The organism is Marinimicrobium sp., from assembly GCF_002695945.1.
Lineage (GTDB): Bacteria > Pseudomonadota > Gammaproteobacteria > Pseudomonadales > Cellvibrionaceae > Marinimicrobium > Marinimicrobium koreense.
The window spans coordinates 11,927-27,790 of the sequence record NZ_NZQP01000037.1 but is presented as its reverse complement, the minus strand read 5'-3'; the positions used below and the strand labels follow the sequence as shown (position 1 = coordinate 27,790).

Below are 15,864 nucleotides of genomic sequence, written 5' to 3'. Positions count from 1 at the left end.
TGAATTACTGTTGATCCATTTTGGCCCAGGTGTCGCGCAACTCGATGGTGCGGTTGAACACGGGCTTGTCGATGGTGGAATACTTGCTGTCCAGGCAGAAATAGCCGGAGCGCTCAAACTGAAAATGGTTACCCACTTTGGCTCCCGCCAGGCTGATCTCCGCCTTGCAGTTTTCCAGAATTTTGAGACTGTCCGGGTTGATCGCCTGCAGGAAGTCTTTGCCGCCCGAATCCGGTGACGGGTCGCTGAACAGACGGTCGTACAGGCGGACTTCGCAGTTGAGGTGATGGGTGGCCGACACCCAGTGGATTACGCCTTTGGGTTTGACGCCGTCCTGCGGGTCTTTACCCAGTGTATCCTCGATGATGCGCGCCCGAACCTCGATCACTTCGCCTTCATCGTTCTTGATGGCTTCATCGGCCTCAATCACATACGCATTGCGCAAGCGCACACGCTTGCCCAGCACCAACCGCTTGTACTTCTTGTTGGCTTCCTCGCGGAAGTCATCCTGTTCAATGTATAGCGTATGGGTAAACGGCAATACACGCTCACTGAAGTCATCCCGGTTCGGATGCCCTGGCGCGCGCATTTCCTCGATGCGATCCGACGGGTAGTTGGTCAATGTCACCTTCAGCGGGTGCAATACACACATGGCGCGCGGCGCGTTCTTGTCCAGATGATCACGCACGGCATACTCGAGCATGCCGACATCCACGACACTATCGGACCGGGTAACGCCAATCGCGGTGCAGAAATTACGCAGTGCTTCCGGCGGGTAGCCGCGCCGACGCATACCGGAAATGGTGGGCATGCGAGGGTCGTCCCAACCATCAACATGCCCTTCATCCACCAGCTGTTTCAGTTTGCGCTTGCTGGTGATGGTGTAATTCACATTGAGGCGCGCGAACTCGTACTGTCGGGGTCTGGCGGGCACCGGGAGATTCTCGATAAACCAGTCATACAAAGGCCGGTGATCTTCGAATTCGAGGGTGCAAATGGAATGGGTAATCCCTTCCAGGGCGTCACTCTGCCCATGAGCGAAATCGTAGGACGGATAGATGCTCCAGGTGTCCCCGGTGTGGTGATGGCGCGCCTTTTTAATGCGGTAAATGATCGGATCGCGCAAATTCATGTTTGGCGCCGCCATATCAATTCTGGCACGCAGTACACACTCACCTTCCGCGAATTCACCGCGACGCATTTTTTCAAAGCGCTCCAGGTTCTCCTCTACGGAGCGATCCCGATAGGGGCTGTTGCGGCCGGGCTCGGTGAGCGTGCCGCGATACTCGCGCGCCTGATCCGGACTCAGGTCACAGACATAGGCCTTGCCTTCACGAATCAGGTGCAGCGCCCAGTCGTAAAGATTCTGGAAATAGTCGGAGGTATAGCGAACCGGGCCGCCCCATTCAAAACCGAGCCACTGGACATCCGCCTTGATCGCGTTGACATACTCTTCGTTTTCTTTTTCCGGGTTAGTATCGTCGAAACGCAGATGACAGACACCGCCAAACTCCTCCGCCATACCGAAGTTCAGGCAGATGGATTTCGCATGTCCGATGTGAAGATAGCCGTTGGGCTCCGGGGGGAACCGGGTCACCACCTGTTGCACCTGGCCCGATTCAATATCCTTGCGGATGATCTGCTGAATAAAATGCAGGGGCTTTTCCGGTGCGCGGTTTTCTGCAGTACCCGCAGTGTCTTTGGTGTCTTTGCCCGTGGCGGGCGAATGATCGCTCATACGACTTGCGTTCCCATTGGTCTCGGTTGAATTCGAGTGTCCCGAAGATTGCGAAAGCCCGGTAAAACGGGCTATCAGATTGGTTTGAAAAGCGGCCTATTGTAAACACTCCCCCCGGTTTTTCCTAGCGAACCGGTGCCCCACCGCTCCCGGAATGTCAGGATCAGGGCGCGGCCTGCAAGGAGGAGCGGTAATCTTCCCGTCGCTGCAATTGATATTCGCGCACCGCTTTGTTGTGAGCCTCCAGGGTGTCAGAAAACACATGGGTACCATCGCCCTTGGCCACAAAATAGAGTGCCGTTCCAGGCGCCGGATTGACCGCCGCCGCCAGGGCTTCGCGCCCGGGCAGCGCGATCGGGGTGGGAGGAAGGCCGGAGTTGGTGTAGGTGTTGTAGGGCGTCGGCGCTCTCAGATCCCGGCGGGTCAGCCGCCCTTCGTACCGATCCCCCATACCATAGATCACGGTGGGATCCGTCTGCAGACGCATCCCACGGTTCAGGCGGCGTACAAACACCCCGGCAATCTCTTCCCGCTCCCAGGGCGCCCCGGTTTCCCGCTCGATGAGTGACGCCATGATCAATGCCTCATAGGGCGTCTCATAGGGCAGGCCGTCGGCCCGCTGCGACCACACCCGCTCAAGTTCCTCACGCATGATCCGATGCGCTCTGCGCAACAGCTCAACGTCGCTGGTGCCCCGAGCAAACCGGTAGGTGTCCGGAAAAAACCAGCCCTCAGGATGCGCCACATCCAGCNCGAGNCGNGCCANTTGCTGCTCGCGGNTCAGNCCNTTGAGNTCCGCGACAATGGTNTCCTCGCTGTGNAGTGCGGCCAGGGCCTGAGCAAAGGTCCAACCCTCAATCAGGGTCACNTNATGAAGNACAACCTCACCNGCNTTGAGTTGCTCCAGCANCGTGCGGGGNGTCANCCCGGGGCGAAGGTGNTACTCGCCNGCATGAACCCCGGTCTGCTCAGTCAGNCGCGCATACAATCGCAGCGCCCGGGGATGACGCANAATGCCCTGGGCGCCAAGCTCTGANGTCAGATGGCTCAGCGTCTCCCCCCGGGTGAGCTCCTGGCGCAGGCCATNCTCCGGCAATGCCAGCGGGCTGTTCAGCCAGTGGTACCCGTAAGCGGCAAGCCCGCCGGCGAGCAGCACACCCAAAATAATCAGTTTCCCCAACAGCCGCTTCACGGCACCTCCTTCAGATTTCTGTTATCGGCCAGCCAATGCTCAAAGCAGCTCTGTAATTGCCGGGTCTGAGGGCCGACCGTCCANGTTTCGCCACCGGGCGCCAACCCGGTCACNGGCCAGATGCCAAACACGCTATTGCAGANAAACCATTCCCGGGCCCCGATCAGAGCCTCACGGGTCACCTGGCCCTCCTGAACCACCAGGTCCAGCTGTGGCCCCAGGACCTCCATGATCAGGCGACGNATGACACCNGCNACACCATTNCGGTCNAGGCGCGGGGNCCACCAGCCATCNTCCAGGCGGANGAAGACGTTACTCANGGTGCCCTCGATGATATNCCCNGCCGCATCGCTCAGCAGCCCCTCAGGGTATTCGTCGTCCCATTCCATNCGGGCNAGCACATACTCCAGGCGATTCAGGTGCTTCATGCCNGCCAATACCGGATTATCCCCCAGNCGGTGNCGACACTCGTGGAGCACCACACCGTCCCNNCCCTNCTGCCAGGCGGGTGAGACGCCGNGACGCAATTGCCAGCAATAACTGATCTGCGGGTGTTTCGGAGGCTGATAAGCCTTGCCACCGACGCCACGGGTAACGACCAACTTGAGNNTNCCGTCCACAGNCGGCAGGCGNGCGAGTAANCGCTCCCGCTCCCGTTCGAGGCGNTCGGTATCCAGAACCAGACCCAGCCTCCGGGCGCCGGCGATCAGCCTCTGCCGATGGAANGACCAGAGTGGTACCNGGCCGNCGCGCACCCTGGCNGTTTCGAATAAACCGTCACCATAGGCCAGGCCGCGATCCAGGGGAGAAAGCGTCGCGCCAAATTCACCGTTGGTCAGTGTGATCACTTCTGAATCTGTCATACAGGGAGTCTACCAAAANCGGACACAAAAACGCCGGAGTGCAGCACACTCCGGCGTTCGAGCAGTGGTCCATGCGGCTAATTCTGTAACTTTCAGCCGTATGGACCACTAGGGACCACCAGCCGGNTAAATGTTGCGGAANATCAACGAACCGTTGGTGCCACCAAANCCGAAGGAGTTGGACAGAACCGCGTCAATCTTGCGCTCCTGGGCGGTATTCGGCACCAGNTTGATATCATCACAACCTTCATCCGGATTGTCGAGGTTGATGGTCGGCGGCGCCACCTGATCCCGAATGGCCAGAACGCTGAAAATGGCTTCCACCGCGCCGGCGGCACCCANNAGGTGACCGATCATGGACTTGGTAGAGCTTACCGCCACCTGGTCCACGGCNGACCCCATGACGCTCTTCACGGCCTGNCACTCCGCCCGGTCGCCCGCCTGAGTGGAGGTGCCGTGGGCGTTGATGTAGTTGATCGCCTCNGTCNGAATNCCGGCATCGCGGATGGCGTTGCGCATCGACAGCGCCGCACCGGCGCCATCGGCGGGCGGTGANGTCATATGGTANGCGTCGCCNCTCATACCAAAACCCACCAGCTCGGCATANATTTTCGCGCCGCGCGCCTTGGCATGTTCGTACTCTTCGAGCACCATNACCCCGGCACCATCGCCCAGCACAAANCCATCNCGATCTTTGTCCCAGGGGCGGNTGGCCGCTTCNGGGGCATCATTGCGNGTGGACAGCGCGCGCGCCGCGGCNAAACCGCCCAGGCCCACAGGAGTGGTGGCCATTTCGGCACCGCCGGCAAGCATCACATCGCACTCGTCATACATGATGCTGNGCGCCGCATANCCGATACTGTGGGTACCGGTGGTGCAGGCGGTGGTGATGGCAATGTTCGGGCCGCGCAGGCCGTACATGATCGACAGGTTGCCCGAGATCATATTGATGATGGCGCCGGGCACAAAGAACGGCGAAATACGACGCGGGCCCTTGTGCTCGATCATCAGCGCACCGTCTTCGATGGAACCGATCCCACCGATGCCGGAACCGATGGAAACCCCCATCCGGTGACTGTTCGCTTCATCCACCTCGAGGCCGGAGTCCCGCATCGCCTGGATACCGGCGACCATGCCGTACTGAATGAACGCGTCCATTTTACGAGCGTCTTTTACCGGGTAGTAGCCATCGACAGAAAAGTCCTTCACCGATGCGCTGAAGCGGGTGGTGAAAGCCGAGGGGTCAAAATGGCTGATCGGGGCTGCCCCGCTGACACCATTGACGATTCCTCGCCAGCTGTCAGCAACAGTATTTCCCAATGGACTGACCATACCCAGCCCGGTAACTACGACTCGTTTGCGCGACACCTTGAAAGCTCTCCGACAAAAATGACAATCACCGAACCCGGGCCGGCTCCCGCTGCGGTGCAGCGAGGGCCGGCCCGGGCCCGAGTGTGATCCGGCATTATCGCCGTCCGGGACGGCAATAAGCAAAAGAAAAAGCCGTACTATTTCACAATAATACGGCTTTTCGGAAGACGGTAATCAACCAGCTTGAAGATTACGCCAGGTTGGCATTGATGTAATCGATAGCCAACTGAACAGTGGTGATCTTCTCGGCTTCTTCGTCAGGAATTTCGGTTTCGAATTCCTCTTCCAGAGCCATTACCAGCTCGACGGTATCGAGAGAGTCGGCACCCAGATCTTCGACGAAAGAAGCTTCGTTTTTAACTTCTTCTTCTTTCACACCCAGTTGCTCGGCAACAATTTTTTTAACCCGTTCTTCAATGCTGCTCATGATGTTATATAACTCCTAGTAGGTAGTATCGACGAAGCCAATACCGGACCCGGAAATACCGGTAATACCCGGAAAGACTCCTTAGATTAAGCTACGGACAAAATCGACGCGCATTTTACATCGAATTGCCCCGGGTTGTAACGGATATGGCCAATTTTCTTTGATTTTTACAAAAACCCATTAAAAATCAAAAGGTTAACCAAAGCCATTACGCCATATACATGCCCCCGTTGACATGTATCGTCTCGCCGCTGACGTAACCTCCGGCATCACTCGCCAGGAAGGCAACCACAGAGGCAATCTCCTCAGGCTGGCCCAGACGGCCAAGAGGGATCTTGTCGAGCAACTGATTGCGCTGCTCTTCCGGCAGAGCACGGGTCATATCGGTATCGATGAACCCCGGCGCCACGGTGTTAACCGTAATACCCCGCGAGCCTACCTCAGCGGCCAGTGATCTTGCAAATCCGGCAACTCCGGCCTTACTGGCCGCATAGTTGGACTGGCCAGGATTGCCCATGGCACCGACCACGGAGCTGATGTTGATGATGCGCCCCCAGCGGGCCTTCATCATGCCGCGAAGCACCGCTTTGCTCAGGCGGTAGACGGCGCTCAGATTGGTGTTGATCACATCAAACCACTCCTCGTCGTTCATCCGCATCAGCAGATTATCCTTGGTGATACCGGCATTGTTCACCAGAATCGCGGGCAGACCGTGCCGCGCCTTCATGTCCGCCAGCACCGATGCGACCGACTCGGCATCGGTCACATTGAGCACCATACCTTCGCCGGTGACGCCCTGGGACGCCAGACGCTCAGTAATCCGGTCGGCACCGGCCTGGCTGGTCGCGGTACCCACCACCACAGCGCCCGCAGCGCCCAGTTGCTCGGCGACAGCGGCGCCAATGCCCCGACTGGCACCGGTAACCAGCGCTACCTTACCCTCAAGATTGTTCATGGGTGTTATTCCCCTTTGGTCTGTTGCAGTACCGCCTGGAGGTCTTCAGGCGATTCAATGGAAAACGTGTTCAGCGATTTATCGATACGCTTATTGAGGCCCGAGAGCACTTTGCCCGGCCCACACTCAACCGTGCTGGAAACGCCACTGTTGGCCAGAGCGCGGACACAGTCGACCCATAGCACGGGGCTGTAGATCTGCTCGATCATCAGGCGCTTGATCGCCTCCGGATCCGTTTCACTTTTGGCGTGCACATTATGAATCACAGGAATCGTCGGCGCACGGAACTCGGTCTCAGCAATTTTGGGGGCCAGACCGTCCGCGGCCGGCTGCATGAGACTGGTGTGGAATGGGGCGCTGACCGGCAGAGCCAGGGCACGTTTGGCGCCCGCCGTTTTACAGAGGGCCATGGCGCGATCGACGGCGGCCGAGGCCCCGGCGATGACCACCTGCCCCGGCGAATTGAAGTTGACCGGCGCCACGACTTCTCCTTCAGCGCCCTGTTCACACGCCTTGATAATGGCGTCGTCTTCGAGCCCGATAATGGCGGCCATACCGCCCTGCCCCGCGGGCACCGCTTCCTGCATCAGCTTGCCGCGCTGCTGAACCAGAGCAATGGCATCGGCAAAGCTGACCACATCCGCCGCCACCAGCGCTGACCACTCACCGAGACTGTGACCCGCCAGCAGTGCGGGTACCGCGCCGTTCTGGGACTTCCAGACGCGCCATACGGCGGTACTGGCTGCCAGCAACATCGGCTGGGTGCGCTCGGTGAGGTTGAGCTGCTCCTGGGGCCCCTTCTGAACCAACTCCCACAGGTCATAACCAAGCACATCGGACGCTTCGGCAAATGTATCCGTCACTACGCCGTATTCCGAGGCCAGATCCGCCAGCATACCCACCTTTTGCGAACCCTGGCCGGGGAAAACAAAGGCCAATGATTGTTCGGACATAAACTCCACCTCTTATGATGTTGTTTCCAGAGCCACGAAGCGCACCCGTCGGTCAGGACTCCGCGAGCTCGGTTTCAATATGTTCAGTTACCCGCCGGCGCACCTGCTCTATGGCCACATTCAGGGCTCCGGCAAAGGCCCCCTCATCAGCGCCACCGTGACTTTTGATCACCGGCCGCCTGAGCCCCAGGAAAATGGCCCCGTTGTAGGCGCCCGGGTCCAGCTCGGTGCGCCAACGGCGAAGCAGGGGCATCAACAGGGGAACCGCCAGGCGATAACGCCAGCGCGATCGGATNCCCGAGCGCAGCTTCTCGCCAATCAGCTTCGCCACACCTTCGCTGGCCTTGAGCGCGACGTTTCCGGCAAAGCCATCGCAGACCACCACATCGGCCCGCCCGGTGTAGATNTCATCCCCTTCAATGTAGCCGATATAGTGCAGGCGGCGGTCATCGGCCATCAGCCGACTGGCGGCCTGCACCACCTCAGGGCCCTTGCCGGACTCGACACCGACATTCAGCAGGGCCACTTCGGCATCCCGGCCCAGNTCCCGNGTNGCCAAGACCGCGCCCATCAGGGCAAACTGGTGCANCTGCTCCGCCGTCGCCTGANGGTTGGCNCCNAGGTCNANCATCCAGGTTCGCCCACGGGACACNGGCATCGCCTTGCAGATGGCGGGTCGCTCNATGCCCGGCAGGCTTTTCAGAAGGTAGCGGCCCATCGCCATCAANGCCCCGGTNTTGCCNGCACTGACGCAGGCATCGGCCTGACCGGTGCGCACCAGATCCAACGCCCGCCACATGGAGGTTTCACGCCCGTGACGAAGCGCCGCGCGCGGATCATCATCCATCGCCACCCAGGATGGNGCATGATGCACGGAGACAGAGGACGGGAGAGTCGCGGGCAGCAAGCGCTCCAGAACGGAACGTTCACCCACTAGGATAAAGCGAACCCCGGAANCGGCCGAGGTTGCCAATCGGAGCACCGCCAAGATAGCAGTGCGGGGACCTAAGTCCCCGCTCATAGCGTCTACCGCTATACGAATCATTTCCGGATGGCTGAGTAGTCAGCGACTCCGAAATTACTCGTCGTTGCCGGTGTCNACCACTTTACGACCGCGGTAAAAACCGTCGGCAGACACGTGGTGACGCAGGTGNTTTTCACCGGTCGTCGGGTCTACTGACAGCGCTTTTCCGGTCAGCGCGTCGTGAGAGCGACGCATNCCACGCTTGGAACGGGTCTTACGGTTTTGTTGTACGGCCATGATGATCTCCTGTTGACAATACCACTGAAGCCGGGGCGCCTCACGATTTCGGCGAGCCCTTGAGTTGCTTCAGAACTTGAAACGGNTTTTTTGTCGGNTCCGGCTCCACCGGCTCGCCACTGCTGAGCANTTGCTCATCAATGCACAGCGCCTCGTGNTANGCCACCGACGGCAAACTTAACAATAGCTCTTCTTCTACCATTGTGTAGAAGTCCGTGTTTCCATCCTCCGGCAATATCCAGGGATCCAGGGCGCGAGGCAGCTGTCGGGCTTCCTCTTCCGTGCGCACCAGTGCCAGCTCAATCTGCGCGTCCACCGCAACGGTCACCGGACCGAGGCAGCGTTGGCAGGTAAACACCAGATCAGCGGCGGCCGAACCTTCAACCACCAGCTTACCGGCCTCACTGATCCCGAAGGTCAGATCCACGCGAGCCTGCGCCCCTTCCTCCNACAGCAGATCCTGAATCCGGGTCAGTTGATCCACCGGCACATAGCCACTGATCCGGACGCCCTGTTGCGCGAATTTGCGCGGGTCGCCCTGACGCGGCAGAGGCTTGTCNAAGGGGGCTGAAAACATAAGCGCGCAATAATAGGGATAAGCGCCGCCTGTGTCAAAGAAAAAAGTGGCCAAAGGCCGCAACGACGGGGGTTTCCGTTAAAATGTTGACCGATTATCACTGTTTTTCGGAGATTGACCCATGCCAGAGCTNTTATTGGCCTCCCGCTCGCCCTATCGACGCCANCTACTCGAGCGGCTGAATCTGNCNTTCACCTGCNCCGCTCCCGAGGTNGATGAAACCCCCGCCCCNGGTGAAACACCAGAGGCCCTGGCCCGGCGACTGGCCCACATGAAGGCCCGCGCCCTGGCACCCACCGAAGCTCACGACCTNTTNATCATTGGCTCGGACCAGGTGGCCACCCTGGATGGCGAACAGTGNCTCGGTAAACCGGGCGATCACCAGAGGGCCGTTGANCAACTGCGCGCGGCCAGCGGGAAGGTGGTCACCTTTTACACCGGCCTCTGCGTGTACGATGCCCACACCGGTACCGATGAAACCCGGTGCGAGAGCGTCCGGGCGCACTTTCGTCCCCTGACGGACACACAGATTGAACAGTATCTGCGGCAGGAAACGCCCTACGACTGCGCCGGCGCTTTCAAAGTGGAGGGGCTGGGCATTTGCCTGTTCGAGCGCCTGGAGGGCGATGATCCGAATGCACTGATCGGTCTGCCGCTGATCCAGTTGACCGAAATGCTGCAAAAGGCCGGTCTCGACCCCCTGCTCATGCCAACGGCGTCCCGTTAGCTTACAACCGATCCCACCGGAGCAGCTCATCAAACTGATCCAGGCACAGGGCGGGCTCATAGGGATGCAGCCGATCNATNGTATGGGCACCGTAACTGACGGCAATNCGATCCATGCCCGCTCGACGNCCCATTTCCATNTCGTATTCGGTATCCCCCACCATGACCGCGCTGGACGGCTCGGCCCGAAACGCCTCCAGCAATTGATGAAGCATCAGCGGATGCGGCTTCGAGGCGGTCTCATCGGCGCAGCGGGTGNCGTGAAAAAAACCATCAAGCCCCATGACCTTCAACACCCGATCCAGCCCCACCCGGCTTTTGCCGGTCGCCACGGCCATCTGATGCCCATCNTCACGCAACCGGGTCAGCGTTTCCATTACCCCGGGGAACAGCTCGGAGGGCTGCGCCTGATCGGCACGCAGATAGTTCGACCGATACCGATCGCGCAGCAGGCCATGCCCTTTGTCATCCTGATCCGGGAACAATAAATGAAGCGCCTCGGGCAAACCNAGCCCGATGATGTTCTGCACGGCAGCNGCTTCCGGGATCGGCCAACCGAGATCCTCGGCCGACTGTTGCATGGCCCGGGTAATCAGGCCTGTGGAATCGCTCAAAGTGCCATCCCAGTCAAAAATCAACAACAACGCTTATACCTCTTGATAACGTCCATCAAACACNNNTAGCCTCATTCGNATTGGCGTCACTCTTGGGGCGTTTGCGCCAGAACGGTCTGCAGATCATCCGGCAGCGGTGCAACCACGCGCGTCATGGCCGACTGGTCCGGGAGGTAAAAACCCAGCTCCGCGGCATGCAGGAACAGGCGCTTTACGCCCCTCGCCCGCCAACGCCTATTGGCTTCATCATCGCCGTACTTCTCATCCCCAACCAGACTGTGNCCNGCGGACTGGGCATGAACCCGAATCTGGTGAGTCCGCCCCGTAATCAAATGNGCCTCGACCAGGGTCGCCCCCTCAAAGCGCCGCAGAACCCGAAACCGGGTCAGGCTCGGCTTGCCCTCCGGATGCACCTTGACGATCCGGTCNCCGTTGATTTCCAGGCGCATCAGGGGCGCATCGACTTTGGTTTTACGCTCAGACCAGCGCCCCAGCACCAGCGCCTGATAGATTTTGGTNACGCCGCTGGCGCTCTTGTCTCTGAGCGCCGCCTGCATATGNCGGAGCATACTGCGCTTTTTNGCCACCATAATGCAGCCGGACGTATCCCGATCCAGCCGGTGGATCAATTCCAGAAAGCGGGCCTCCGGCCTCATCTGCCGCAGCACCTCAATCAACCCCAGACTGACACCGCTCCCACCGTGAACGGCGAGACCCGGCGGCTTATTGAGCACCAACAGNCCCTCGTTCTCGAACAGGATGGCGCNATCAAGCTGACGAACCAGTTGATCGCTGGGCTTGGGTGCGGGCGCACTNTGGGTCACCCGCACCGGGGGCACNCGNACCTGATCCCCAGAGACCAGACGATAATCGGGNTTGACCCGACCTTTATTCACCCGCACTTCGCCCTTGCGCAAAATGTTGTACACCCGGGACTTGGGNACCCCTTTGAGGCGAGCCATCAGGAAGTTGTCGATTCGCTGACCGGCCTGGTCAGCATCAATCGTCAGCCACTGGACCTGAGTGGGTGGCGNCTGGGGCGGCGGGGCCGACCGGGAGGAAGAGGAGGGTTTAGTCATGGCGCGCATGATAGCGCAAACCGGGCCGGGTCGCGACGGGATACTCCNTGACGCCAGGCTCGGGCCCGAAAACAAAGGCAGATTGAAGCTTTTTGCAATTACTGTTATATTCCGGGCTGCTGGGACAGGCAGGTTTCCGGACAGGTAAGCGTAAATCAGGCCTGTTGCGAGGAAATACCGCTGACAGCAACAGGGCCACTTCGGGCCAGGCGAGATGGTTTACCTCCCCCCGATGTTGGCCAGTGAACTGACAAAACCGGTGCTACCGCAACGACGCCCGAAAGGCCTGCGGGGCACCCCATGACCATCGCGCCAACCGCGTGATAGCCATAGTTGATACTGTACGTGTTTTTGTAGAACTCTGATTTCTACGCATTGCCGGCCAGGTGATTTTCCGGCGTCACAGCGAACACAGGGTCCAGACCAAGATGGTTTCTGGCGGACCTGAGAGATACCACGTGACGATTCGGCACCCGAACACAACACCGGCACTGCCAGATTCCACGCGGAACCCCCCGTTGAGCCCAGCTCCACCCGGGGAACCGCCTGAAGCCGAAACGAGAAAACTAGAGTTTCATGGAGCAGGATTGCATGACGATCAAGGCAACCGACAGCCCCCTCCGCCGACCGGCTCTTTGCCGGGCGGAGNCTGTGGCTGGCCGTCTGCCTCTGCCCCCAACCCCGACAGGCTCTACCCTGGAGCCCGGTCGGCCCTAAGGTTGTAAAACACAACAGCGTTAACCTTGGTTATTCCGCCGGCCTGGCGCCCCGGACGACTATATTAGGTAACGCATGAAAAGAATGCTCATTAATGCAACTCAACCCGAAGAGTTGCGCGTAGCGCTGGTCGACGGCCAATGGCTGTACGACCTGGACATCGAAAATCGCAATCGAGAGCAGAAAAAAGCCAACATCTACAAAGGCAAAATAACCCGGGTTGAACCCAGCCTGGAAGCCGCCTTTGTTGACTACGGTGCCGAGCGCCACGGCTTTCTCCCCCTGAAAGAAATCTCCCGCGAGTACTTCAGCAAAGCCCCCAACGATGTTGAGGGCCGCATCAAGATCAAGGAAGTGGTCAAAGAAGGTACCGAAGTGATCGTGCAGGTCGACAAAGAGGAACGCGGCAACAAAGGCGCCGCGCTCACCACTTTTGTCAGCCTGGCGGGTCGCTACCTGGTCCTGATGCCCAACAACCCCCGCGCCGGTGGCATTTCCCGCCGCATCGAAGGGGAAGACCGGGCGCAGCTCAAAGATGCCCTGAGCGGCGTCGAAATCCCCTCCGGGATGGGAATCATCATTCGCACCGCCGGCGTTGGCCGCAGCGCGGAAGAGCTTCAATGGGACCTGAACTACCTTCTGCAACTGTGGGAATCGATCGACAAGGCCGCCAAAAGCGCCCCGGCACCGAACTTCCTGTTTCAGGAAAGTAACGTCATCATCCGCGCCATTCGCGACTACCTTCGCCAGGACGTCGGCGAAGTGATCGTGGATAACAAGGAAGCCTTCGATCTGGCCAACGGTTTCATCCAACAGGTGATGCCCAACTTCGGCAGCAAGGTCAAGCTGTACAACGACGACATTCCGCTGTTCAACCGTTACCAGATTGAAAGCCAGATCGAGACCGCGTTTCAGCGCGAAGTCAAACTGCCTTCCGGCGGCTCCATCGTCATTGATGTGACCGAGGCATTGGTGTCCATCGACATCAACTCCTCGCGCGCCACCAAAGGCGGCGACATCGAAGAGACCGCCCTGCAGACCAACCTGGAAGCCGCTGACGAGATCGCCCGGCAATTGCGTTTGCGGGACATGGGCGGCCTGATTGTGATCGACTTTATCGACATGCAGCCTGCCCGCAATCAACGGGAAGTGGAAAACCGCATGCGCGACGCGTTGAACATGGACCGGGCCCGCGTTCAGGTAGGCCGCATTTCACGCTTTGGCCTGCTCGAAATGTCGCGCCAGCGCCTGCGCCCTTCCCTGGGCGAAGTGCACTCGAAAGTCTGCCCCCGCTGTAACGGTCAGGGCACCATTCGCAGCACCCGCTCTCTGGCCCTGTCGATCCTGCGTCTGGTGGAAGAAGAAGCACAGAAAGAGCGCAGCGCCGAGATCCGCGCGATTGCGCCGGTTTCTGTGGCCACCTATCTGCTCAACGAAAAACGCAAAACCATTTCCAACATCGAGCAGCGCAACAGCACCCGCGTGGTCGTCGTGCCGAACGCCGACATGATGACGCCACACTTCGAAGTTCAGCGTCTGCGCGATGACGACGAGGGCACGCTGGAGACCAGCTACAAAATTGTCGCCACCGCCGACGAACACAGCGAAGAGGAAGTGGAAACCAGCAGCAAGCCGGCNCCCCTGCCCCAGCCCGCTGTGCAACCGGCCGCGCCCACAGAAGCGGCACCCACGCCCGTGGCACCCAAAGAGCCCAGCCTGTGGGAGCGTTTTGTCGCCCTGCTGGNAGGNCTGTTCAAGGGTNATGAAGAGGACAAGAAGTCATCGTCGTCGAAAGGTCGNGGCCATCAACGCAGCCGGCACAGTCGCGGCGGCAACCAGAATCGACGTCGCGAGGGNGGCAACCGCAACCGCCGCGGTGGTCGTCGTGATGAACGCGGCAACCAGCGCGATGGCGACAGTCGCCCTGAAAAGCGTCAGGACAAAGCCNCNGACAACAGNCNCGGACAANNGNCANGACAANGGGCAGGANAAAAACNCNGAAGGCAANAGCGGTCGCCGTTCCCGTGGNGGCAGAAACCGTCGCGGTGGCGCCGGCAACAAGCCGGAAANCCGCGGTGATAACAGNCAGCCGAAAGACGCCTCACCGCAGAAAGCCGAGGCCGCCGAGGTCAATGAGCCGGCACAAGAGCAGGCCACCAATGAGCAGCAGGAAAACCGGCCGCCCAAGCGCCCGGCGGGACGTCGCACCCGTTCCGGCCCCCGTCGCCGTAACCGCCGCGAACTGCCCGAGGAGGTGATCGAGAAGGCCAATGAAATCCAGGCCGCCAATCAGGACACCACCGACAACGTGAAGGCCGAGCGAAGCAACCGGGCTAACCGTGACCAGAAGGCAGGCTCCGAGGCCCGCAGTGACAATGCGACCGACGACAAACCCGCCAAGGCGGACACGTCGGCTCGTCGCACTGACACAGGACCAGTGACGGCTCAGGCAGACACAGACCAGAGTGAAGAGCGCGAAGCGCGGCGCACTCGCGGCAACACTGAGGCCCGCAACACCGCGACCACTGAGGAGCCTCAATCTCCGAAGGACGCCGACGCTGAAGCCACCATCAAGCCAACGGCTACGGCGGAACTTCGGGAAGAGGCGCCCCGTCGCGTCAGCCAGCGTCAAGTGGGCGAGCCTCGCCCAACCCAGGACGCCGCTGCCCCGAAAGTCGACACGGCAGAAAGTAGCACCACAAAAAGCGATACCAAAGCGGCGCAGAACGCAACGGATACTGAGGCACCCCAGGGCCGCTCGGTAACCGACACGGGCTCGGCTGAAACCGACGCCGAGGTCTCTGCCAAAGCGGTCCAGCCGGCCACTCCAGAGCCGGTCGCTGAGCCCGCCAATACCGCCACCCCGGCGGAGCCCGCAGCGCCCGAGGAAAATGTGCTAGCCGAGGACGAGGCAAGCAAAGAAAGCGTCACCGCCGACACTCAGGAGCCGACAACCGCTGAGGCGCCGGCAGCCACTGCAGAGCCCGCAGAGGCTCCGGACGCGCCGGCAGAGGAGACGCAGGAAGTCAGCGCACCGACTCCGGAGCCCGCACCCCGCTCGTCGGCGCGGGCGACCAATGATCCGCGTCTGGCTCCCCAGCCCAAGGTACCGACGGAGATCGTGACCGAGCATCGTCAACGCTCCGCAGCCCAGGCGCTGGATACCCGGCAACCGCCCGCGGTAAGCCACAACCCACGGCCTCTGGCGCGCCCGGCAAATGACCCGCGCAACCGGCAGGCTCCNGAGGTTGAGTCAAGCGCCAGCGAGTAAANNTCGTAACGGCAAGTACAAAGGGCGCTCTCTTCGGGGAGCGCCCTTTTTTTGGCTCTTCAATCACTACTAAGTCTTCGAAATCCTTGAGTTTTTTTCCGCCCTCCCCTTGCCCCACAG

The 15,864-nt window shown here is 60.2% G+C and carries 13 protein-coding genes and 1 pseudogene; 2 read left to right on the top strand and 12 right to left on the bottom strand.

The features are described 5' to 3' along the window. Positions 1 to 4: 4 nt before the first annotated feature. The 10 genes from CMG77_RS08605 to CMG77_RS08565 form a co-directional block, all read right to left on the bottom strand. Positions 5 to 1,738, bottom strand: coding sequence for a glutamine--tRNA ligase/YqeY domain fusion protein (locus tag CMG77_RS08605; protein ID WP_286806617.1), 1,734 nt, complete (start codon positions 1,736 to 1,738; stop codon positions 5 to 7). A gap of 163 nt (positions 1,739 to 1,901) precedes the next feature. Next, a complete protein-coding gene (gene mltG / locus CMG77_RS08600) occupies positions 1,902 to 2,930 on the bottom strand; it encodes an endolytic transglycosylase MltG (protein ID WP_286904122.1) in 1,029 nt (342 codons plus the stop codon). After that, a complete protein-coding gene (gene pabC / locus CMG77_RS15865) occupies positions 2,927 to 3,793 on the bottom strand; it encodes an aminodeoxychorismate lyase (RefSeq protein WP_353743471.1) in 867 nt (288 codons plus the stop codon). The genes mltG and pabC overlap by 4 nt, the downstream gene beginning before the upstream one ends. Positions 3,794 to 3,901: 108 nt before the next feature. Continuing rightward, positions 3,902 to 5,161 carry a beta-ketoacyl-ACP synthase II gene (fabF, locus tag CMG77_RS08595; RefSeq protein ID WP_286904120.1) on the bottom strand — a complete coding sequence of 420 codons (1,260 nt, stop codon included), beginning with the start codon at positions 5,159 to 5,161 and terminating at the stop codon, positions 3,902 to 3,904. Between the two features lie 193 nt (positions 5,162 to 5,354). Next, positions 5,355 to 5,591 (bottom strand): acyl carrier protein, encoded by a 237-nt coding sequence (acpP, locus tag CMG77_RS08590; RefSeq protein WP_012487300.1) that lies wholly within the window; start codon positions 5,589 to 5,591, stop codon positions 5,355 to 5,357. 208 nt (positions 5,592 to 5,799) lie between these two features. Further along, the gene (fabG, locus tag CMG77_RS08585) at positions 5,800 to 6,546 is read right to left on the bottom strand and encodes a 3-oxoacyl-ACP reductase FabG (protein ID WP_286904114.1); all 747 of its coding nucleotides are present in this window, start codon (positions 6,544 to 6,546) and stop codon (positions 5,800 to 5,802) included. A gap of 5 nt (positions 6,547 to 6,551) precedes the next feature. After that, a complete protein-coding gene (gene fabD / locus CMG77_RS08580) occupies positions 6,552 to 7,499 on the bottom strand; it encodes an ACP S-malonyltransferase (RefSeq protein WP_286875749.1) in 948 nt (315 codons plus the stop codon). 52 nt (positions 7,500 to 7,551) lie between these two features. After that, positions 7,552 to 8,544, bottom strand: a complete 993-nt coding sequence (plsX, locus tag CMG77_RS08575) for a phosphate acyltransferase PlsX (RefSeq protein ID WP_286904113.1) — start codon at positions 8,542 to 8,544, stop codon at positions 7,552 to 7,554. 33 nt (positions 8,545 to 8,577) lie between these two features. Further along, positions 8,578 to 8,760 (bottom strand): 50S ribosomal protein L32, encoded by a 183-nt coding sequence (rpmF, locus tag CMG77_RS08570; protein WP_286904111.1) that lies wholly within the window; start codon positions 8,758 to 8,760, stop codon positions 8,578 to 8,580. A gap of 40 nt (positions 8,761 to 8,800) precedes the next feature. Next, entirely contained in the window at positions 8,801 to 9,337 is a 537-nt protein-coding gene (locus CMG77_RS08565; RefSeq protein WP_286904109.1) for a YceD family protein, read from the bottom strand. 121 nt (positions 9,338 to 9,458) lie between these two features. Here CMG77_RS08565 and CMG77_RS08560 point away from each other — a divergent pair, with 121 nt between their 5' ends. Beyond that, complete coding sequence (locus CMG77_RS08560) at positions 9,459 to 10,064, top strand: Maf family protein (RefSeq protein WP_286904107.1); 606 nt, start codon at positions 9,459 to 9,461, stop codon at positions 10,062 to 10,064. A gap of 1 nt (position 10,065) precedes the next feature. On the opposite strand, the gene CMG77_RS08555 is transcribed toward CMG77_RS08560, so the two are convergent. Both CMG77_RS08555 and rluC read right to left on the bottom strand, forming a co-directional pair. After that, the gene (locus tag CMG77_RS08555; RefSeq protein WP_502691804.1) at positions 10,066 to 10,701 is read right to left on the bottom strand and encodes an HAD-IA family hydrolase; all 636 of its coding nucleotides are present in this window, start codon (positions 10,699 to 10,701) and stop codon (positions 10,066 to 10,068) included. 62 nt (positions 10,702 to 10,763) lie between these two features. Then, positions 10,764 to 11,756 carry a 23S rRNA pseudouridine(955/2504/2580) synthase RluC gene (gene rluC / locus CMG77_RS08550; RefSeq protein WP_286904104.1) on the bottom strand — a complete coding sequence of 331 codons (993 nt, stop codon included), beginning with the start codon at positions 11,754 to 11,756 and terminating at the stop codon, positions 10,764 to 10,766. Between the two features lie 792 nt (positions 11,757 to 12,548). Between rluC and rne the strand changes: the two are divergent. Further along, a pseudogene (gene rne, locus CMG77_RS08545) lies at positions 12,549 to 14,841 on the top strand (ribonuclease E); the annotation flags it as partial. Positions 14,842 to 15,864: the final 1,023 nt, after the last annotated feature.